Genomic DNA, 21,145 nt, shown 5'->3' on the forward strand with positions numbered 1-21,145 from the left:
TAAATCTCGTTACCCGCACCACGGCTTTGCCTTCATGACGGACTAGTACCATTTCCATTTCGTTTTGACAGGTTGGCTTGCACAGAATGTTTGTTTTTTTTGTCATCCCCGCGAAGGCGGGGATCCATACTGAATCAAGCACTGAGCCACATCAGGAATGGTTTCCCGCCTTCGCGGGAATGGCAGGCGCCTGTCAAAACTAAATGGAAGTGGTACTAGCTGTTTTTTACAAAAGAACGGTAGCTCGTTTCATGGTCCAATATTTTGGCAGGAGCTCCGGTGAATGCCCGTGTGAACATTAATTTCGCATTTTGGCTTCGTCATCATTCTGCTGGGCTTTCGAGGGGTTCCATTTTTTTATCTTCATGGATGTCAAGTTCTACGGCTTCAATTTTTTGAAAACGCTGCGTTATCTTTTTTGCGGAGGTATTAACTTCACCGACATCCTGGTGAGCCATATCAATGTGTTTGGAGAGTTTGTCCATTCGTTTTTCAAAACGCTGGAAATCGTCCGCGAGCGCATGCAAGTGCTTTTGAATGATGTGTACCTGTTTACGGGTTGCGTCGTCTTTTAACACGGCTCTGGCTGTCGTTAACACGGCCATCAGGGTGCTTGGGGATACCAGCCAGACTTTCAGGCGCTGGGATAGTGCGATAATGTCAGGATAGCTGGCATGAATTTCAGCAAAAATCGCTTCTGCCGGAATAAACATGACGGCACCATCGGTGGTTTCATTTGGAATGATGTATTTTTCGGCAATATCCTTGATGTGTTTTTGTAAATCCTGCCTGAACTGCTGCTGCAACAATTTTTTATCGTTGGCTGATACGTCATTGTTCATTAATTTCTGATAGGTTTCCAAAGGAAACTTGGCGTCAATGACGACATGGCCGGTAGGCTCCGGCAAAAAGAGGATGCAATCCGCCCGTTTTTGGTTGCTCAGAGTATATTGCAGGCGGTAATGGTTGGCCGGGATCATGTTGGCTATCAGTGTCGCAAGCTGAACCTCACCAAACGCCCCTCTCGCCCGTTTATCAATCAAGACATCCTGCAAGCTCACGACGTGCGTGGAAAGTTCGGTAATTTTCTTTTGGGCTTCGTCAATAATAGTCAGTCGTTTAACCACATCAGTAAAGGTGGATGAGGTTTTTTCAAAGCCTTCGGTCAGTTTATGATTAACCTGTTGGGTTAAGCCATGCAAATGATTGCGTATTTCTTCCGTTAACGTTTGCAGGTGGGATGTCAAGGAACCGGCATGCTGTTTGAAGCTGTGGCTGATTTGCTCCCTGACGTCTTTCATATGACGTTGAATCGTGTCGCTGGTAAGGTTCTGGCTGGCTATTTGTCCCTGATTGATTTTCTCAAGGATATTGTTCTGACTGCTTTGATAGGTGTCATTGATGGCCAGATGCAATTGATGTAATTCATTGACAAAAATCTGCTGTGTTTTTTCAAAATGAACGGTTTGCTCTTTTAAAACAAGCGTATGTTTCCTCACAAGCCAGAGCAGTAGTATAAACAGCAAGGCAATAGCGGCGGCCATGCCTTGCAAGAGAGTAAAAGGTATGAATTCGGTCATTCCTGTTCCAGTTGATGAATAGCAATCTGCTGATTGTACTCGAAAACAGGCTTTAGTTGACCATAATCGGTAAGTTGAATGGCTCCTACGAAATAGGGAGCATGGAATTGGTTGGCGCGTTCTTCAGTGAATGAAAAGGTGACGCCATGTGATCCGGGGGCCAGCCATTCGCCTTTTTGAACCGTTTCAACCGGGATTGTATTTCCTGTTTTATCGGTTGCAAAGAGTACGACCTGCAAGGCGTAGCGGCTGCCGGTCGCAACGTCGACGGACGCGGAAAAACGAAACGGGTCGTTTTTATCTATCTGATGAATACTCCGTACGGCGGCAGAGGGGATGGTGTATGAAAAAGCGGAATGCGCCTGGCGTTTGATAGTCTTCCCGCCTATATTGGAATCCACCTGCGCTTCGATGTACCAGTTTTCTCCATGGTATCCCTTTCCGGATACCAGATGAGCCTGTGCCTTGTAAACATCTTTTTTCACCCGCTTAAGCGTTAATGGTCGGATATTGCCATCGGGGGTGACCAGGTTGGCGTTTACGATATCTATCGGATATCCGATAGCGTCATCACCGAGGGAGATGGTTGCCGTCAAAGTATCGCCATACTGATAGCGGGCCTTGTCGGTTGCGACACTTAAATAGGCTGAGGACGCCTGATCAAACACATGGATGGTATAACCGTCATTCTCATGTCCTGCAACAGCGGAACTTTGTAAAATAAAGGTGCCGGCGCCCAATTCCTTTTTTAACTGCAGCAACGCCATGGTATTGTCGGCAAAAGCCGAATTGTTCAATGCCTCGTCGCGGGCGAATAAAGCGGAGGCGTCTTGCAGCGACAGGGTTCCCTGTTTTTCCGTTCGGAGGGTAAATTCCGGTTTGGCGGCGGACTCAGGATGATTCGGTACAATGCGGATAATAGCTTCCGGCGCTAAGGTGTGCAAGGCGATTCCACTCTGTAATTGCGCAAGCGTTGCCGAGATCGTATATTTTTTACTTTTTTGCCGGTGAAGCGTGTCGTGGCCAAGGGCCGTGTTTGTCAGCGCCCAGTTTGTACCCAGCGTTTCATGAGACAAGGAATCGCACACGTCGCAATCATAAGGCTGCAACTGCTGAGCCGGCAAGTTTACAGCCTGGCTCTGGCTGGCCCACAGGGCGGATAAAAGAATAATAGAATGTCTTATCATTTCGCTACTCCTTGTGCCATGAGATCCTGACGTAAAATGTCTCCAAGTCCAAGACAGGAGTGCCTGCTCTGATTATGACTCAGGGTTTCGCCGTCCTTTGTTTTGTCCGTGTCAAAAAACCAGACGTCACCGGCGGCAGTCTGCGATTTGCAATCCAGGAAACCGTCGGAACATTTATCCAGGTAAATTTTGGTGATTTTTAATGCGGCGTTAAGCATGTAACCATTACAATAGCTGGCGCCGGAAAGCGGTGAGGCATGCACGTCGCTTCCGATGATGTTGCGGAAGGGAACGGCCAGTGATAAACGCCCGGTGGAGCCATACAGTAATTCATCGTTATAGATGGCCATATCGCCGATACGTTGTTGTTTGATGGCGTCGTTACGGTAGCCAAGCAGCCAGCCCAGGGCTTCTTCAAACAAGTTGCCGTTCATCACTTCATCGGACAATGGCGTCCCTCCGCTTGAAGGGGCAATGGCTATGACCTGCGAAATAACCTTGCTTAATCGGAAATAGCGCGGATCATAAGTAGGATTGGATAAAATCCAGCGGATGACGTTGGCGCCGTCCGAGTGGGTATACACAATGAGATTTTTTATTTCTTTGTTATCAATAAAGGCAAGCAATTGATCCGCCGTACATCCCGCCGCATCCTCATGCCACATATAATGACCGTAATTACACGCAACCACATGGATGTTTTCAGGATCAGGCAAGGAGTCGGCCATATAATCAACAAAATCCTTTTTCCAATAGCCCCCCACTGCGTCATGACGATGATCATTGGTGCCGTGAATAAGGGCGATACCGGTGTGGTATTGATTATGGCCGGCCAGGCCGAGGGAAGAGAAAAATAAACACAACAAGCAGAAAATAAAACGAGTTAAATCCATTTTCATAAATCCTGTCTGAAAGTCAGACGGAACGTATACCACATACAATAGTTTTTCAGCAAGTAAAAAAATGGTGGTACACTTCCATTTTTATTCATTTTTGGTTGCAAGATGATGATTAAGGACGAAATAATCAAAAAAATAGCGGCGTTGCGCGAACAGATCAGAACGTACGATTATCATTATTACGTTCTTGATAATCCTCAGGTTCCTGATGCCGAATACGATCGTTGTTTCAGAGAGCTTCAGCAACTCGAACAGGATTATCCCGAGACTGTGACCGCAGACTCACCGACCCAGCGAGTAAGCGGGAAGGTTTCTGAAGCGTTTGAATCCATAGCCCATCGCCGGCCGATGCTGTCGCTGAGCAATGTGTTTGGTGATGACGAATTGCGGGCTTTTGTTAAACGCGTCGCCGACAAACTGGATTGTGACCCGAATGATTTGCTTTTCACATGCGAACCGAAACTGGATGGACTGGCAGTTAACCTGACTTATGAACATGGCGTTTTAGTACACGGAGCAACCCGCGGTGACGGAGAAGTGGGAGAGAACATCACCAATAACATCAAAACCATTGCCTCCGTACCTTTGAAGCTGCGCTCCCCAAATCCCCCGGCCGTTATTGAGGTGCGTGGTGAGGTTTATATGCCGAAAGCGGGTTTTGAGTCATTGAATGAGCAGGCGCGCCGTCAGGGCGAAAAGACGTTTGCCAATCCGCGTAATGCCGCGGCCGGGAGCTTGCGTCAGCTTAATTCCGCCATTACTGCGGAAAGACCTCTGGATATTTATTGTTATGGTATTGGCGATTACGAAGGCGAGGGGTTACCGGAAAGTCATTTTGCCCGGTTGGCCTGGCTTGGGGAGCAAGGGTTTCGAGTATCCCCGGACACCAGGCAGGCTCGTGGCATCGAGAGATGCTTCCAATATTACCATGATATGTTCAAGCGACGGGACGACCTCCCTTATGAAATTGACGGTGTGGTTTATAAGGTGGACAGCATTCCCTTACAGCAAAAACTGGGCTTTGTAGCGCGGGCTCCTCGCTTTGCCTGCGCCCATAAGTACCCGGCTCATGAGGAAATGACGGAAATCGTTGCCGTTGATTTTCAGGTTGGCCGTACTGGTGCCCTGACACCGGTGGCACGTTTGAAGCCGGTAGTTGTTTCCGGAGTGACGGTAAGTAACGCCACTTTGCATAATATGGATGAAATCCGCAGAAAGGATATTCATATCGGGGATACGGTCATTGTCCGTCGGGCGGGCGATGTGATTCCGGAGGTGGTATCCGTGGTCCTTGAGAAAAGGCCGGAACAAATTACCAATATTGAATTGCCAGAGACATGCCCGGTGTGCGGGGCGGAAGTGGTGCGTGAAGAAGGCGAAGCGGTGGCACGATGTACGGGCGGTTTGTTTTGTGCGGCGCAATTAAAGCGAGGGATCTGGCATTTCGCGTCACGAAAAGCCATGTCCATTGATGGTTTGGGAAAAGTCCTCATTGAGCAGCTGGTTGATGAAAAACTGGTGGAAGATGTTGCGGATCTTTACCATCAGGATATGACACGGCTGGCTCAACTGGAACGCATGGGGGAAAAATCCGCCCAAAATGTGTTGCAAGCCATTGATCATAGTAAAAAAACAACGTTTAAACGTTTTCTTTACGCGTTGGGTATTCGAGAGGTAGGGGAAGTTGGAGCCGGTGTGCTTGCTGCGGAATTTCCTGATATCGCGTCCCTTGAAAAGGCGACAGAGGAACAATTGATGGCTCTGAGGGATATTGGTCCCATCGGGGCGTATCACATTGTGCATTTTTTTGCCCAGGAACATAACCGTCGTGTTATTGATAAATTACTGGCCGCCGGCGTCCATTGGCCAAGTGAGGAACGTAAAACCGCAGACAGCAGCCACCCGTTTTATGGCAAGGTTGTCGTGTTGACCGGCACATTAAGCGGCATGGGTCGTGATGAAGCGACAGCCCGTCTTCAGGAGGTCGGTGCGAAAGTGACCGGCAGTGTTTCATCCAGAACCGATTATGTGATTGCCGGCACTGAAGCAGGCTCGAAGCTCGATAAAGCGAGGCAACTGGGTGTCGCTGTTTTGAATGAGCAGGAATTTCTTGCCAGGTTGACTTGACTAACGGGCATTGCCCTCACATCATAATACATCGTTTTTATTAAGGGATTAGCCGAGTTGAGGGGACTTCAGCCAAAAAGCGCGTTGTTGCTGTCGGGACTGTTTTTTCTGGTTGATGCCTGGGCATGGGTTTTGAATAACCCCTACCCGGAAAGCGAATCCCGACAAAAAATTTATTATTCGTCATTTGCCGAGCAACCAAAAACCCTTGATCCGGCCCGTTCCTACTCCAGCAACGAATATCTGTTCATAGAACAGATTTATGAATCGCCTCTGGAATATCATTATCTGGATCGTCCCTATCGTCTGACTACATTAAGTGCCGCAACGTTTCCTGTTGTGCGTTATCTGGATAAAAACAAACAACCGCTTCCCGCCCTGGAAAACCGGAAGGCGGCCTACAGTGTTTACACCATAACAATTAAACCCGGCATTATGTACCAACCGCATCCCGCCCTGGCCAGGGACGAACAAGGCCATTACCGCTATCTGCATTTGCCCCCCGACTACCTTGATGAGAACGACATTAACAAACTGTCTGATTTTCAATACACGGGAACGAGGGAACTGGTTGCCAACGATTATATTTATCAAATCAAGCGTCTGGCCAACCCTGCGGTTAATTCGCCGATTTATGGGTTAATGAGCGAGCATATTCTCGGATTTCGTGAATTCGGGCGCACGTTACACCCGACGGATCCGGGGAATTTTATAGATTTAAGACAGTTTCCCCTGGCCGGGGTTGCCAAAATTGATGATTACACGTTTGAAATCACGATAAAAGGACAGTATCCGCAGTTCCTGTACTGGTTAGCCATGCCCTTCTTTTCTCCCATACCGTGGGAAGCGGATCGATTCTATTCGCAGCCCGGTATGGATGATAAAAATCTGTCACTGGACTGGTATCCGATTGGTACAGGGCCTTTCATGCTGATTGAAAATAACCCTAACCGTCAGATGGTATTGCAGAAAAATCCGGACTTTCATATCGAATTTTTTCCGGACGGTGGAGGGGCGGCTGACAAAAAGGCGGGCTATTTGGCCAATGCCGGCAAGGTATTACCCCTTATTGACAAGGCGGTTTATACCCTGGAAAAAGAAACCATTCCGCGCTGGAACAAATTTTTACAGGGTTATTACGATTTGTCCGGTATTTCAAGCGACAGTTTTGATCAGGCCATTCAGATCACTTCATCCGGAGAACCGTCGCTAACCAGGGCAATGAAGGAGAAAAATATCCGGTTGACGAAGACGATTGAGCCCAGTATTTTTTATCTGGGTTTTAATATGCTGGATCCGGTGGTGGGCGGCAGCAGCGAGCGTGCCAGAAAATTACGCCTTGCCATTTCCATTGTCGTCAATTACGACGAGAACATCGCTATATTTTTAAATGGCCGTGGTTCACCGGCCCAGGGACCCATACCGCCCGGAATTTTTGGGTTTAGAGAAGGAAAGGCGGGGATCAATCCCTATGTGTACTCCTGGAAGAATAATCGGGCCGTTCGTCGAACTGTTGAAGAAGCCCGAGCGTTGATGCGTCAGGCGGGTTATCCCAACGGTGTGAATCCGAAAACAGGAAAACCCCTGATTTTGCACTATGATCTTCCGGTCAGTGGCGGGCCGGATGACAAGGCGCAACTGGACTGGATGCGGAAACAATTTGCCCGTATAGGCATTGATTTGAATATCAGGGGAACGCAATACAATCGTTTTCAGGAAAAAATGCGTACCGGGAATGCCCAGATTTTCAGTTGGGGATGGAACGCGGATTACCCGGATCCGGAAAATTTTCTGTTTATGCTCTACAGTGCCAACGGCAAGGTGAAATATGGTGGTGAAAACGCGGCTAATTACAGCAATCCTGAATATGATCAGTTGTTTGATTTGATGAAAAATCGCGGTAATGATGAGCAAAGACAGCAACTGATTGATCGCATGATGACCATTGTTCGCCATGACGCACCCTGGGCCTGGGGAATTAATCCGGAAACACTGGTTTTGTCCCAGCAATGGATATCTGCGGTCAAACCAAGCGCTTTTGCCACGAATAGCCTGAAATTTCTGTCTGTTAATGTGACCGAACGAAATCGTTACCGGCAGATTTGGAATCAACCGGTGCTTTGGCCGTTGGGTTTTCTGCTGCTGGTGGTGTTGCTGGCTTTGATACCCATGGGGTTGGCTTATCGCCAGAAGGAAAAGCAAACGGCCAGGAGAATCCGGTTATGATGTATTATCTTTTGCGGCGAATACTGTATGCCGTGCCCATTTTAATTGGAATTAACATCATCACATTCGCTCTTTTTTTTATGGTGAATTCTCCTGATGATATGGCACGCATGCAACTGGGACAAAAACATATTAAAGAAGCGGAAATTATCCAGTGGAAAATTCAGCATGGCTACGATCTGCCTCTTTTTTATAATGACAACCAGCATGGATTAAACCAATGGACCCGGACGCTTTTTTTCCAGAAATCCCTGCGTTTGTTTGCCTTTGATTTCGGTACATCGGACGGTGGAAGAGACATCAGTTACGATATCTCGCACCGTATGTGGCCGAGCCTGGCTATTGCCTTGCCGGTCCTGGTTCTGGGCATCATGATCAATATCTGCTTTGCGATGGTTATGGCGTTTTTCCGCACCACCTATCTGGACGTGGCAGGGGTAGTGATTTGTATCATTTTGATGTCTATATCCAGTCTTTTTTATATCATTGGCGGCCAGTATCTTTTTGGTAAAATGTTACGTCTGGTACCTATCTCCGGCTATGACTATGGTCTGGAAAGCGTGAAATTTCTGGTATTACCGGTGATTGTCGCGGTGATTGGCGGTATAGGAGCCGGGTCGCGCTGGTATCGAACCCTGTTTTTGGAGGAAATCAATAAAGAGTATGTCAAAACGGCGAGGGCAAAAGGATTATCCGAGACTCGGGTGCTGTTTCGGCATGTTCTGAAAAACGCCATGCTGCCTATTTTAACCGGAGTGGTGGTTATTATCCCTTCCCTTTTTATGGGCAGTCTGGTTCTGGAGTCCTTTTTTGGTGTACCGGGACTTGGCAGTTATATTATTGACGCCATTCAACAACAGGATTTTGCCATTGTCCGGGCGATGGTTTTTCTGGGGTCCATTTTGTATATCGTTGGTTTGATTCTGACGGATATTTCCTACACCTTTGCGGATCCGCGAGTGAGGTTCGGTTCATCATGACTTTTTTATGGACGGATATATGTTTACTGGCCGTATTGTTTATCAGCCTTGTGGTAACACTGTTCAGTTTGCGTAAAGCGCATGTGAGACAGGCATTTCGACGTATTTTACATCAGCCCATGTCGGTCAGCGCCGGCATTGTGCTTCTCTTTTTTCTGGGAACAGGCATTCTGGATTCCATTCATATCCGGCCTTCTTCAATGGCCATGAAAAACAATACCATGAGCGATACCGCTGATACGATTCTGGATTATATGTTGTCTCCGCTGGGGCATACTTATGAAAAGACTTATTCCGCGCCGCTGGCGCTTCATCTTTTCAGCACGGAAACCCTTTTTGCTGGCGGGAAGGCAAAACAAGTGTACCCGCGCTTGCAGTATGTTTCCAAATCCATCAGGAACGATAAGGAGAAACGCCACCGTATTCGCGCTATCCTTGTGAGCGCTTCAGGACTTACTTTATCTACGATGCTGGTTTTATGGGGGATTCTTATTGGTGTTCATAAAGTGTGGCGTAATCAATGGCGTTTTAAACCCCATCGCGGACAGATAATACCTTTAATAACCCTGTTTCTGTGTCTGTATTTTGCTTATTCGAGTTATGGGATATCACGCGACTTTCATCTTTTGGGAACAGGAAAAATTGGTCAGGATATTTTTTATTACACGCTGAAAAGTATTCGTACCGGTCTGGTCATAGGCATTTTAACGACCTTGTTTATGCTGCCTCTGGCTTTATTATTTGGTATGGCCGCCGGTTATTTTGGCGGGGTTATCGATGACATCATACAATATGTGTACACCACATTAAGCTCCATACCCGGTGTCTTGCTGATTACCGCGTCGGTGCTTTCCATGCAGACTTACATAGCCAACCATCCGGAACGATTTGCAACGTTGAGCCAGCGGGCCGATGCGCGCTTGTTTGCGTTGTGTATGATTCTTGGGGTGACCAGCTGGACCAGTTTGTGCCGGTTATTGCGAGCGGAGGCTTTGAAATTACGCGAAATTGATTATGTGCTGGCCGCCAGAGCGCTGGGGAGTAGCGCGTTTCGGATCCTTCGCAAGCATATATTGCCTAATGTGATGCCTATCGTCCTAATCACTCTGGTTCTTGATTTCAGTTTTTTAGTCCTTGCCGAGGCCGTATTATCCTACGTCGGAGTCGGGGTTTCTCCAATGACCATCAGCTGGGGAAACATGATCAATGGTGCGCGTCTTGAACTGGCTCGAGAGCCATTGGTATGGTGGCCGATGATGGCGGCGTTTACTTTTATGTTTATTCTGGTTTTGGCCAGTAACCTTTTTGCCGATGCGATGAGGGATGCTTTTGATCCGCACCAGGCTATCAATATAACTTAGGTTCTGTGAACCTGGAAAAGAATTAATGGTATACTCCTCCTGAATTTATTATCAGGGAGTATTATCAATGCGTCGATTCCTTTCACTGTCACTGATTCTTTTTTTAACGCTGGGATTTGCAGTCAATGATGCGGCCGCCAGAGGCTTCGGAAGAGCTCGTTTCGGAGGTGGCCATTATGGCAAGGGTGGTATTTCAAGTCTCTTTAGCAAAAAAACGACACAGGGAGTAAAAAGCAGGGCGGTTCCCAATCGTACCGGCGGCTTTCTGCGCGGCATGCTGATTGGCGGGTTGCTAAGCGCACTTTTTCTGGGGCATGGTATGGCCGGAGCCATTTTCTCATGGATACTGGTTTTGGGTTTGATTTTCTTTATTTTAAATATGGTCAGAAATAAAAAAACTGATCACAGATACACCAGGCAGGGTTAGAGGCTGTCGTCTTTCGCTTCAAATAACCTCATGACGACAGCCTCTAATGCTTGCAGCTTGCCCTTGAAGATGGTCTTGGGTAGAGTGCAGTCAGACATTCATTAAATCGAGTTCATACTATGCAAGCGGAATTTGTGCATTTACGTGTCCACAGCGAATTTTCAATGATTGACGGGATGGTGCGTATCAAACCGTTGATGAGTGCCGTGGTTGAACGTGGAATGAATGCTGTGGCCGTGACGGATTTCTGTAACCTGTTTGCTGCGGTTAAAGTGTTTAGGGCGGCGATTAATAACGGCGTCAAGCCAATTTTAGGGGCGGATCTGCCATGTCATGATCCTGACAATCCGGAACAGATTTTTTCCCTGTTGCTTCTTTGTCAAAATGAAGCGGGGTATCGCAATCTCACGTGCCTCATATCCAAAGCCTATCAGGAAGGGCAGCATCAGGGACAACCCAGAGTACATCTTGCCTGGCTGGAAGAATACGCGGACGGTTTGATAGCGTTATCTGGCGGTCGAAAAGGATTAATTGGCAATGCGTTGCTGGCAGGAGACGAGGAAACGGCTTGCAGTTTGGCAAAGCACTATGCCACGATGTTTCCCAATCGTTTTTATCTTGAAATTCAACGCACCGGACGCCGTGACGAATCTTTATATAATGAACGTGTTGTAAAACTGGCTGAGCAATTGAAACTGCCTTTGGCAGCGACCAATGATGTGTGTTTTATTGATCGCGAGGATTTTGAGGCTCATGAAGCACGCGTTTGCATTCACGATGGGTATACGCTGGCGGATCCGAGGCGCAGTCCGAATTATCATGCGAACCAGTATTTGCGCACGGCCAGTGAGATGGTTGAACTCTTTAAGGATTTGCCGCAGGCCATTGCCAATACCGTAGAAATAAGTCGACGCTGCACGGTGGCATTGAATCTGGGTAATAATTACCTGCCATCCTTTCCCATCCCCGCGGATTTAACCATAGAAAACTATTTGTCGGAGTTGTCGAAAACAGGGCTTGAAGAGAGGCTTGCCCATATTTTCAGACATCAACCGGCAAACGAGATTGCCACAGCCCGGATCCCCTACGACAAGCGTTTACAGATAGAACTGGATGTCATCAACAGCATGGGCTTTCCCGGTTATTTTTTAATTGTTGCCGACTTTATCCAATGGGCCAAGCAAAATGGTGTGCCTGTAGGCCCGGGACGTGGTTCCGGTGCGGGATCCCTGGTTGCGTACGCCTTAAAGATTACCGATTTGGATCCCTTGCAATACGAATTGCTTTTTGAGCGCTTTTTAAACCCTGAGCGCGTGTCCATGCCCGACTTTGATATTGATTTTTGCATGGAGGGGCGTGATCGGGTTATTGAATACGTCGCTGAGAAATATGGCCGGCAGAGTGTTTCCCAGATTATCACGTTCGGCACCATGGCTGCCAAAGCCGTCGTTCGGGATGTGGGCAGGGTTTTAGGCCATCCTTACGGCTTTGTTGACAAAATAGCCAAATTAATTCCTTTTGAAATCGGTATTACCCTTAAAAAGGCACTTGAGGATGAAGAGGAGCTCAAACGTCGCTACGACGAGGAGGAAGAGGTCAGGGAACTTATTGATCTGGCCAGAAAGCTGGAAGGTATTACCCGCAACGCCGGCAAGCACGCCGGAGGCGTGGTTATCGCGCCGTCCAGACTGACGGATTTCACCGCTATTTATTGTGAACAGGGCTCCACGCAGATAGTCAGCCAGTTTGACAAGGATGACGTGGAAGCGGTCGGGCTGGTGAAGTTCGATTTTCTGGGACTTCGTACGTTAACGATTATTGATTGGGCTTTGCAAACGGTTAATCGTCAAAAAAGAGAAGCAGGCGAGGAGATTGTTGATATCTCCTTGATTCCAACCGATGATTCAAAGACCTTTGACTTGTTAAAATCCTGTCAGACCACGGCTGTTTTCCAGTTGGAGTCCCGTGGTATGAAAGAGTTGATCCACCGACTGCAACCGGATTGCTTTGAAGATATTATCGCCCTGGTGGCTTTATTCAGGCCCGGTCCGTTGCAATCCGGGATGGTCGATGATTTTATCGACCGCAAGCATGGTCGTGCCAGTGTGGAATACCCCCACCCTGATTTGGAGCCTATCCTGAAACCAACCTACGGAGTCATTCTCTATCAGGAGCAGGTCATGCAAATAGCGCAGGTTCTGGCGAATTACACGCTGGGTGCCGCTGATTTGCTACGTCGTGCCATGGGTAAGAAAAAACCTGAGGAAATGGCGAAACAACGCGCTATTTTTGTGGAAGGCGCGACAGGGCGTGGTGTAGAGGAAAGCGTTGCCACGCATATTTTTGATTTGATGGAAAAATTTGCCGGTTATGGTTTTAACAAATCACATTCCGCGGCCTACGCCCTGGTTGCCTATCAGACGGCCTGGTTGAAAGCACATTATCCGGCGGCCTTTATGGCGGCTGTTATGTCCTCCGATATGGATAATACCGATAAGGTGGTGACGTTCATCGGGGAATGCGCCCAGATGAAACTCAAGGTTCTTCCGCCCGCCGTGAACGAGTCTTTATATCAGTTTACGACGAGAGATGAACAGACCATATTGTATGGTCTGGGTGCGATTAAAGGCGTGGGGGAGTCGGCCATTAACTGCATTATTGACGAACGCAAGCAGGTCGGCAAATACCAGGGGCTTTTCAATTTTTGCCAACGACTTGATTTAAGAAAAGTCAATCGCCGCGTTCTGGAGGCGTTAATCAAAAGCGGTGCGATGGATGATTGGGGTGTAGAGCGCTCCGTTATCTTTGCGTCACTTGAAAAAGCGTTGAAGCTGGCCGAGAAACAGCAGCAAAATCAACATAGCGGACAAACGGATTTATTTTCCTTGCTCGACGATTCTGTCAACGAGGAAGATTATCAGACATGTCCGCCCTGGTCTGATCGTCAGCGGCTTGAAGGTGAAAAGGAGACATTGGGCCTGTATCTGACCGGTCACCCCGTTGATCAGTACGCGGTAGAATTTATGGCATTTATGACGCCCATTAATCAATTAAATCCCTCGACCAGCAAGAAGGCGTGGGTGTGCGGCCTGGTTTTGGCCGTTAAAAGGATTCTGACCAAGCGCGGTAAAAAACTCACCATTCTGACAATGGAAGATCGTCTGGCAAGACTCGATGTGGTTGTTTTTTCTGAAGTTTATGACGCCTTGTCGTTTGAAATTCAAAGCGGGAAAATTATCGTTGTGGAAGGTGAAATCAGTCATGACGACTACAGCGGAGGCATCAGAATGACCGCCGCGCAATTGTACACGGTTGAAGATGCCCGAAGCCGTTTTGCGAAATGTTTGACATTGGCGCTGGGGCCTGAAAACAGTAGCCTTTTGCCAACCCTGCAATCTATTTTCCAGGCGCATCAAGGCCAGTGTGTGGTCCAGATTCGATACGCCAATCAAAACGCCAGGGCCACGCTGAATCTGGCACAGGAATGGCAGGTTGCTCCCAGCGATGATTTGATTACGCTCCTTGGCGATCTACTGGGTGAAAAAAAGGTATGGGTAAGCTATTAAATGACCATGAACGATAGCTCAATCAACGATATGGAAGCACTGGTTCAACAAACTGATCAGGCGTTATCCGGTGTCTCGAGCATTTTGGAGGCGGTGCTGGCCGATGCCGATAACCTCGATATGTCCGATGTGCCGCCGGAGTTTCAAATCCATACCCTGCAGTACATTCTCCAGTTTCGGCTGGATATGCAAAACGTGCTGTCAAGACTCGTAAATCTGGAACAAACTTTGTTGCAGGTTTTAGGAATAGGGCCGCAATATTCTGCCACCGCCAATCTCGAACGTTTAGCCTTTGCTTTGGGCAATGAGGATTTGCATCAACTGTTGTATGCCTTGAATGAACTGGTCAGCTCCTTGCTTAAAATCGCATACCGCTACCGAAAAAATCATGAGCATACTTCAAAAACGGCGCATCGTGTCAGTACGGGATACAAAACCTTTTCCCGCGGGCTGCAAAAGGCCTCCGATCAGCAAAAAAAAGCGCTGGCGTTGCTTGAAAAACTCGGCAACCGCTTGGGAGAATTAAATAAAAGGGCGGCTATCGGCCCCATATTTGATCACATTGCCGCGTTGCGCGGCCCTGTTTCCCAATTTTTTCAGGCCATCCAGCATGGTATGACGCTTTCCGCGCAGCTATATCAAAAAATGAATGCCGGAAAGCAATTCGATCATCAGCTGAGTAAAATCCTGAAACAGGCGGAGCAGGTGTTACAACAAATCCCCGCCGCGGTTTCGCATCATCAACTCTTTACTCCTGTTAAAGCACACACCAATGAACGTTTGGAGAAACGGGCGGCTGAGAAACGGCTCGGACATTTTTTTGGACATTAAGCGCAGATACCAGGCTTTGTCAACACTCATCTCAACCGCAGGAGGAAAACAGGTGAGCGCTCAAGTGAAGTGAACGTTGTCCCGCATTTCGGCTCCGCCTTCATGACGGGCTACATGTTTTTTGTAAAAGAACCGTAGCCCGTAAGGAGGCCTGAGGCCGTATTGCGGGTTTCATGTCCCAATATTGCAGCAGGAGAACAGGTGTGCCCAAGTGAACATTGTCCCGCATTTCGGCTTTGCCTCCATGACGGGCTACAGGAAACACTACAAAAAGGGGCAAAGCACCTGCTTTTTATCCGCCTGATTTAGGAGTGAAAAGATAACCCGCATCCTTGCTGCTTCCTTCCCCTTCAGGCCGCCGAGCCCTGAAAAACGGAAGAGTCAGCCAACCACCTTGTTTTTTCCCGGCAGGGGATGATGCAGGAGAAGGATGACAATCCATACGCGTTTCCTCAGTCAACGATTCTTCCGGATATTCCTCTATTTCCTGTATGGATGTCGGTGTCGTTATCTCATCCGTTGTCCCGACAGAGATTTGTGATTTTTGTTTGAAGGTATCCTGATATTGGATGGTATTTTTTAAATAGCGCAATGTGTCATGATAGATTTCTTTTTTCTTTTCAGGCGTGTCTTCAATGCCTGTTCTTAAATCAGATAGAATCAACGCACTGAGTTCTACAGGCAGCGATGAAAACTGCCCACCGGTTCTAACGTCCTGGGCAATGGTGTCAGCGGCAATCATGGCTTGGTTTCGCTTGAGGATGGATTCGATAACGTCTTCTTCCTCTTTCGACAATTCGTAATCGTCTTTGTTAACAGTAATGTCAAGTGTGGTAAGACGGGTATTTTTTTTCAGTAACTCAAGAAATTCCGCTTTATATGCGACTTGGTAATCCAGCCATGTGGGATTAGGGGGAGCTTCTTTACCAAAAATTTCCCCTCCATTGATGGCCAGTTCCCGGAGGGAAGGGTTTTGTAATAAGGCAGCGACCGATTCAAAAGTAAGGCAGTTTGACCGTACATCCAATGCCTGAAGCGACGGCAGGGTTGCTAATGCTTTAACGCCGGTTCTTTCTATGCTACACCACTCAACGCGTAAGGCTTTGAGATTGTTCATCCTGGCGAGTTCATAAGCACCATCGTTACGCACACCAAAATTACGACTTAAATTCAGGTATTCAATGGTTTTAATTTCTGCTAACTGAGCGATTCCCTGTGCATGGATGCTATTGTGAGAGAGATCAACACCGATGATTTCCGGATTTTCTTGTAAATAGTCGCAAACAAGCGGAATATCATCGTCAGTAACGTCAAGCCTTGCAAGATCCAGGATTTTTACTTTTTTTTCCGTTTCAATCGTTTTCTTTTTAATTAAGTCTCTGGTTAATGGCATGTATACGACTCCTGAATATTTAAATCCACTAAATTTGCCCTATAATTGTACATATAATAAATTAAGGCAATATTAACCGATTAGTTTAAATAGTCGTCGCGCATTGGATGGGGTAATTTTGTTAATGCCAGGGCCGTGCCGTCACGACACGGCCTGATAAAGAAGATTTTCTAAAAGGGTTTTTCCACGACCACAAAATCAACTTCTATTGTTTTTCCTGCCAGAGGATGGTTGAAATCAATCTTGGCGTTGTCCTGATCAACCGCAACTACGGTACCATTTATGGTCTGGTTATTTTCAGTGGGCGCAGATACCTTTGCCCCGGGTTCTCTTAACTGTTCAGGTAGATTGGAAACCGGAATTACTTGTACCGCTTCCTTGATAATATCTCCAAAAGCGTCCTCTTTTTTCAGCGTCAGGTTTTTACGTTCACCAACCTGCATCGACGGCAGCAATTCTTCTATTCTCGGGAATATCTGGCTTTGGCCGGGAGTGACTTCTACAGGTTGCAGTGACTCGTTTTCGTTTGAGAAAAAAATTTCATTATTATCAGCATCACGAATGGTTAAACGTAAATAAACCGGTTGATTTTGCGCTGTCATAAAACAAGCTCCTATGATTAATATGAATAGATTGAAAGAAGAGAAATACCAGAAATTGCAATGATAAACTCAACCGAACCAACCCATCGTAACAAACCTTTTTTAAAATCTAAAGGCAGGCCGGAGCCTGGACTTGTTGATATTTGACAACGTGAAGCAAAAATGCGCCGAAGCATCCGGATCCAAAGTTTCATTAATGACCGCTCTGCTACTCACCACAACCGGCTGATTTTATCTCCACCATCCTCTTTTTTTGCCGACAGGCATACGATAACATGGAAGGTAAGCTGCTAATGGATTGTTATTATGATTAATTTTTACCGCAATATGATTTTAATTGTTCTTTGTGTCTTGTTTTCAGGTATTTTGTCGGCAGCAAATAAAAAAGAGAATTACTATCGCACTTTCTGGCTTCCTGTCTATCATGGACAGCGTCTGGCCTACTGTTCCATGGATAGCAAAACATGCGGTATGGCCATGGCTACGCGTTATTGCCAATTGATGGGATATGAAAAGGCGGATCATGAGATCATGGATCATAATGTCGGATTAACCAACTACCTTGGTTCTCCAGATCGTTGTGTGGGATGGCGGTGTAACGGTTTTAAAACCATTCGTTGCGTCGGGAATGTTTCGCGTAACCCGCCGCAATCCTATCATTATCAATTACGTCGTTTTGTCTATCCCCGTTTTAACCATTACCGGGTGGACTGGTGTTATGATGGAGAAGCCGGTTGCGGACGGAAAGCCGCACATTCTTTTTGCAGGCGTATGGGCTATCTAAAGGCCAGACATTATTCCATAGAAAGAGAAATTTATGCTACCAAAGCTATTGGTAATCAGAAATTATGCTTTGGTAAGGAATGCAATGCGTTTAGGGAAATAGATTGTTATCGCTAGCGGGAGAGGCGGCAGAGCAGCCATTTTTTTATTTCGGGGGCTAGAGACCCTGAATAAACACGTTGACAAGTGATGTTTATGGCACAAGCAAAAAAAAATGCCATTTATTTGACAGGTTAATGATTGCTAACCAATACTCAATTATGAAGACGTAGACTTAAGGACAAGTATTATGAGTGAAAATGAGATTGTTTTAGTCATTGACGATAATCTGGAACGACGTGAAAAATTGGGTACAATCCTTGATTTTATTGGTAAAAAATGTGAGCTAACCAGTTATAAGAATGCCGAGTCGATATCACTGACCAACTTGCTGACGGTGGTAGTAGGTGTTGCCGAGAATTATGAGGACAGTCTGGAGCTTATTCAGCAGCTGGCAAAAAACTCTGCAAATATTCCCTTTATTCTTGTCGGACCAGGCCCTGCGAAGCAATCCGCTAACTTTTCCAGAAATATTATCGCAACCATGCAGTTTCCATTCAGTTATTCCCAAATGCTGGAAACGCTTCATAAATGTCAGATTGTACTGGAAAGATCAGCGGTGATGCCGGCAGGCCATAATGATATGCAGCTGTTTCGCAGTCTGGTGGGTAGCAGTGAATCGATTCGTGAAGTAAGAAAATTAATAGAACAGGTATCTGATACGGAAGCAAGCGTTCTGGTGCTTGGTGAATCCGGGACAGGAAAAGAAGTGGTTGCCCGTAATATCCACGCGCTGTCCTCTCGCGCCGGCAAGCCCTTCGTTCCGATTAATTGCGGCGCCATACCCAGCGAGTTGCTGGAAAGTGAACTGTTCGGACATGAGAAAGGGGCGTTTACCGGGGCAATTACGTCAAGACAAGGCCGCTTTGAATTGGCCAATGGCGGTACTCTTTTTCTGGATGAAATAGGCGATATGCCTTTAGCCATGCAAGTCAAATTACTTCGAGTGCTGCAGGAACGTTGTTTTGAACGGGTGGGAAGTAATCGCAGCATTGATGTTGATGTTCGGATTATCGCCGCAACGCACCGCAACCTGGAACAGGCTATCAAAGAAGGTAAATTCCGGGAAGATCTTTTTTATCGTTTGAATGTGTTTCCTATTGATATGCCACCGCTGAGAGCGAGAAAGGAAGATATTCCCCTGTTATTGAACGAGTTGATTTCCAGGGTGGAAGGCGAGAAGAGACCGGGTGTCCGCTTGCTCCCTGGCGCGCTAGATGCGCTCAGCCATTATCATTGGCCGGGGAATGTCCGTGAACTGGCCAATTTGGTAGAGCGGCTTACCATTCTTTATCCCAATGGAATTGTGGACAGAAATGATCTTCCCAGGCGGTTTAAAGTAGACAACGCGCCCTCGGCTCATGGATTAATGAATAATGAGAGAGAAACATTACTGGGTATCGTCGGTCAGGAGCAAACCGGTTCTGATGGCATTGACCTGAAAGAGCATTTGGTTAAAACGGAGTTGGCTATCATTAGCCAGGCGCTTGATGAATCCGATTGGGTTGTTGCCCATGCCGCCAGTTACCTGAATATGCGCCGTACAACGCTGGTAGAAAAAATGCGTAAATATGGGCTGACGAGGCCGGAAAGAGCGTGACCGGGAAGATAATCCGGGGAGACAGGATGAATGATCTATTCGTTACTATTCAGGAAAGAATATGATTTTTGCTGTTTTTCAATTCAGGCCGTTGATAGTTGCTTTAATATGTTTTTTGCCGCAGGTATTGTTCGGCGATTCGGCTTCTGATTACAGTAAGTTAAATGATTATATCTTAAATTCACCTAAAATTTTACCAACACAAAATTTCTCGGAAAAAAAAGTGATCGCTGATGCGGTTACCATTAATTCCACAATAATAAATAAACCGGTTTTTTATTCGAACACCAGATTTCTAAATAATGTTTCCATCAGTACAGCTTATGTTGAGGAGCCTTTAGATATTCGACTATCCCATTTTAAAGGCAGCATTTATCTTGATAACCTTGTTACCCGCAAATCTGTAATTATCTCGTGGAATTTTTTTGAAAACAATGTAAAAACCTATCGAGCGATCTTGCAAAAAGCGGGCTTATTCAAAAGTAATCATTTTTTGGAGGAAGCCGTCTTTTATAAAATGAAATGCCTGGCAATATGTAATTTCAGTTTAAGTAAATTCTACAAAACTGCTGATTTTACAGGTTCCACATTTGAAGGTAACGCCCGGTTTAATAGTGTCATTTTTAATGGTGACGTGTCTTTTGAAGGCGCTACCTTTAGCAAGAAGGTATCCTTTACGCGCTCAATATTTGATAAAAAAGTCAATTTTCACTTAGCCAATTTTAATGGTGGACTGGATCTTTCCAATGCGTCCTTCAAAAATTATGTCAATCTGAAAAATACCGCCATTGATGGTGTTTTAAATCTCAGCAATATCCAGGTCACTAAAGGAATTATTGATCTTTCAACCATGATTTCCGCTAATCAAAAGAAAAAAATCCAGTTAAATATCATAGGTACGAATGTGAGTAAACTGCATTTACGTTATGATAATTTCAGCCTGTATTTTCCTCCGACAACCAGCTATCAACAGAAAGAGAGCACTTATACTGCCTTGATGCAGCATTTTAAAAAAAACGGTTTAACTCAAAGTTATGAGAGACTTTATAAAGAATTTTATTCTATGAAGTATCAGCATCAAAATCAGTACCTAAGAGGAGTTCTTTCCGGGAATTTTTGGGATTACGGACTTAATCCGTCCAAAGCGTTGCAGTGGTTCGGGTTAATGTTTTTGTTGTTTACGATTATTAATGCCATGTTTTATTTAAAGTTAACCAAAGATTATTGCACTATCCCCTTTTTGGAAAAAGTAAACACCTCAAACGCGGAAGATCTTAATCCGGTAATGCGTTTCATCTATTTTTTGCCGCATGCTTTTATCTTGACGCTTTTTCTTTTTGGAGGAACTTTTCTAAAATTTGGCAATATTTCCTCGCTGGTGCAAAGCAGAAATCTTTTTATTATTACTTATTTGTTATTAATTACCATTACAGGTTATTTATCACTGTTTTACATACTAGCCATCATTGTTAGGGGAGCTTAAA

At 46.2% G+C, this 21,145-nt stretch carries 15 protein-coding genes; 10 read left to right on the plus strand and 5 right to left on the minus strand.

Translation table 11 applies throughout. The features are described 5' to 3' along the window. Positions 1 to 323: 323 nt before the first annotated feature. The 3 genes from CKW05_RS06445 to CKW05_RS06455 are packed head-to-tail and all read right to left on the minus strand — an operon-like array spanning position 324 to position 3,660. Positions 324 to 1,580, minus strand: coding sequence for a DNA recombination protein RmuC (locus tag CKW05_RS06445; RefSeq protein WP_058482503.1), 1,257 nt, complete (start codon positions 1,578 to 1,580; stop codon positions 324 to 326). After that, on the minus strand, positions 1,577 to 2,767 hold the full coding sequence (locus tag CKW05_RS06450; RefSeq protein ID WP_058482504.1) for a DUF4785 domain-containing protein: 1,191 nt from the start codon (positions 2,765 to 2,767) through the stop codon (positions 1,577 to 1,579). Before CKW05_RS06450 ends, CKW05_RS06445 begins: the two co-directional genes overlap by 4 nt. Continuing rightward, positions 2,764 to 3,660: a hypothetical protein gene (locus CKW05_RS06455; RefSeq protein ID WP_058482505.1), complete on the minus strand. Its 897-nt coding sequence runs from the start codon at positions 3,658 to 3,660 to the stop codon at positions 2,764 to 2,766. The genes CKW05_RS06450 and CKW05_RS06455 overlap by 4 nt, the downstream gene beginning before the upstream one ends. A 114-nt stretch (positions 3,661 to 3,774) precedes the next feature. Here CKW05_RS06455 and ligA point away from each other — a divergent pair, with 114 nt between their 5' ends. The 7 genes from ligA (at position 3,775) to CKW05_RS06490 (ending at position 15,184) form a co-directional block, all read left to right on the plus strand. Then, positions 3,775 to 5,793, plus strand: coding sequence for an NAD-dependent DNA ligase LigA (ligA, locus tag CKW05_RS06460; protein WP_058482506.1), 2,019 nt, complete (start codon positions 3,775 to 3,777; stop codon positions 5,791 to 5,793). 435 nt (positions 5,794 to 6,228) lie between these two features. Further along, positions 6,229 to 8,019: an ABC transporter substrate-binding protein gene (locus CKW05_RS06465; protein ID WP_408607004.1), complete on the plus strand. Its 1,791-nt coding sequence runs from the start codon at positions 6,229 to 6,231 to the stop codon at positions 8,017 to 8,019. Next, positions 8,016 to 8,999 carry an ABC transporter permease gene (locus CKW05_RS06470; RefSeq protein WP_058482507.1) on the plus strand — a complete coding sequence of 328 codons (984 nt, stop codon included), beginning with the start codon at positions 8,016 to 8,018 and terminating at the stop codon, positions 8,997 to 8,999. The genes CKW05_RS06465 and CKW05_RS06470 overlap by 4 nt, the downstream gene beginning before the upstream one ends. Then, complete coding sequence (locus tag CKW05_RS06475) at positions 8,996 to 10,360, plus strand: ABC transporter permease (protein WP_058482508.1); 1,365 nt, start codon at positions 8,996 to 8,998, stop codon at positions 10,358 to 10,360. The genes CKW05_RS06470 and CKW05_RS06475 overlap by 4 nt, the downstream gene beginning before the upstream one ends. Before the next feature lie 67 nt (positions 10,361 to 10,427). Further along, positions 10,428 to 10,787 carry a hypothetical protein gene (locus CKW05_RS06480; RefSeq protein ID WP_058482509.1) on the plus strand — a complete coding sequence of 120 codons (360 nt, stop codon included), beginning with the start codon at positions 10,428 to 10,430 and terminating at the stop codon, positions 10,785 to 10,787. 119 nt (positions 10,788 to 10,906) lie between these two features. After that, the gene (gene dnaE / locus CKW05_RS06485; RefSeq protein WP_058482510.1) at positions 10,907 to 14,353 is read left to right on the plus strand and encodes a DNA polymerase III subunit alpha; all 3,447 of its coding nucleotides are present in this window, start codon (positions 10,907 to 10,909) and stop codon (positions 14,351 to 14,353) included. A gap of 6 nt (positions 14,354 to 14,359) precedes the next feature. Beyond that, on the plus strand, positions 14,360 to 15,184 hold the full coding sequence (locus tag CKW05_RS06490; RefSeq protein WP_065238370.1) for a hypothetical protein: 825 nt from the start codon (positions 14,360 to 14,362) through the stop codon (positions 15,182 to 15,184). Positions 15,185 to 15,476: 292 nt separating this feature from the next. Here the strand turns inward: CKW05_RS06490 and CKW05_RS06495 are convergent, their stop codons facing one another. Both CKW05_RS06495 and CKW05_RS06500 read right to left on the minus strand, forming a co-directional pair. Further along, complete coding sequence (locus CKW05_RS06495) at positions 15,477 to 16,577, minus strand: leucine-rich repeat domain-containing protein (RefSeq protein ID WP_058482512.1); 1,101 nt, start codon at positions 16,575 to 16,577, stop codon at positions 15,477 to 15,479. A 170-nt stretch (positions 16,578 to 16,747) separates the two neighbouring features. Beyond that, positions 16,748 to 17,179 carry an FKBP-type peptidyl-prolyl cis-trans isomerase gene (locus CKW05_RS06500; protein ID WP_058482513.1) on the minus strand — a complete coding sequence of 144 codons (432 nt, stop codon included), beginning with the start codon at positions 17,177 to 17,179 and terminating at the stop codon, positions 16,748 to 16,750. 306 nt (positions 17,180 to 17,485) lie between these two features. Between CKW05_RS06500 and CKW05_RS06505 the strand changes: the two genes are divergently transcribed. From CKW05_RS06505 to CKW05_RS06515, 3 genes are all read left to right on the plus strand, one after another. Beyond that, positions 17,486 to 18,079: a hypothetical protein gene (locus tag CKW05_RS06505; protein ID WP_058482514.1), complete on the plus strand. Its 594-nt coding sequence runs from the start codon at positions 17,486 to 17,488 to the stop codon at positions 18,077 to 18,079. Positions 18,080 to 18,251: 172 nt separating this feature from the next. Continuing rightward, positions 18,252 to 19,661, plus strand: a complete 1,410-nt coding sequence (locus tag CKW05_RS06510; RefSeq protein WP_058482515.1) for a sigma-54 dependent transcriptional regulator — start codon at positions 18,252 to 18,254, stop codon at positions 19,659 to 19,661. Positions 19,662 to 19,722: 61 nt separating this feature from the next. Beyond that, the gene (locus CKW05_RS06515; protein WP_058482516.1) at positions 19,723 to 21,144 is read left to right on the plus strand and encodes a pentapeptide repeat-containing protein; all 1,422 of its coding nucleotides are present in this window, start codon (positions 19,723 to 19,725) and stop codon (positions 21,142 to 21,144) included. Position 21,145 lies beyond the last annotated feature (1 nt).

This window comes from Legionella spiritensis (assembly GCF_900186965.1).
Classification (GTDB): domain Bacteria; phylum Pseudomonadota; class Gammaproteobacteria; order Legionellales; family Legionellaceae; genus Legionella_C; species Legionella_C spiritensis.

Coding starts and splice junctions, on each gene's coding strand:
- CKW05_RS06470 (WP_058482507.1), top strand. CDS start 8,016: ATGATGTATTATCTTTTGCGGCGAATACTGTATGCCGTGCCCATTTTA.
- CKW05_RS06505 (WP_058482514.1), top strand. CDS start 17,486: ATGATTAATTTTTACCGCAATATGATTTTAATTGTTCTTTGTGTCTTG.
- ligA (WP_058482506.1), top strand. CDS start 3,775: ATGATTAAGGACGAAATAATCAAAAAAATAGCGGCGTTGCGCGAACAG.
- CKW05_RS06500 (WP_058482513.1), bottom strand. CDS start 17,179: ATGACAGCGCAAAATCAACCGGTTTATTTACGTTTAACCATTCGTGAT.
- CKW05_RS06480 (WP_058482509.1), top strand. CDS start 10,428: ATGCGTCGATTCCTTTCACTGTCACTGATTCTTTTTTTAACGCTGGGA.
- CKW05_RS06510 (WP_058482515.1), top strand. CDS start 18,252: ATGAGTGAAAATGAGATTGTTTTAGTCATTGACGATAATCTGGAACGA.
- CKW05_RS06495 (WP_058482512.1), bottom strand. CDS start 16,577: ATGCCATTAACCAGAGACTTAATTAAAAAGAAAACGATTGAAACGGAA.
- CKW05_RS06455 (WP_058482505.1), bottom strand. CDS start 3,660: ATGGATTTAACTCGTTTTATTTTCTGCTTGTTGTGTTTATTTTTCTCT.
- CKW05_RS06490 (WP_065238370.1), top strand. CDS start 14,360: ATGAACGATAGCTCAATCAACGATATGGAAGCACTGGTTCAACAAACT.
- CKW05_RS06515 (WP_058482516.1), top strand. CDS start 19,723: ATGATTTTTGCTGTTTTTCAATTCAGGCCGTTGATAGTTGCTTTAATA.
- CKW05_RS06445 (WP_058482503.1), bottom strand. CDS start 1,580: ATGACCGAATTCATACCTTTTACTCTCTTGCAAGGCATGGCCGCCGCT.
- CKW05_RS06475 (WP_058482508.1), top strand. CDS start 8,996: ATGACTTTTTTATGGACGGATATATGTTTACTGGCCGTATTGTTTATC.
- CKW05_RS06465 (WP_408607004.1), top strand. CDS start 6,229: ATGTACCAACCGCATCCCGCCCTGGCCAGGGACGAACAAGGCCATTAC.
- CKW05_RS06450 (WP_058482504.1), bottom strand. CDS start 2,767: ATGATAAGACATTCTATTATTCTTTTATCCGCCCTGTGGGCCAGCCAG.
- dnaE (WP_058482510.1), top strand. CDS start 10,907: ATGCAAGCGGAATTTGTGCATTTACGTGTCCACAGCGAATTTTCAATG.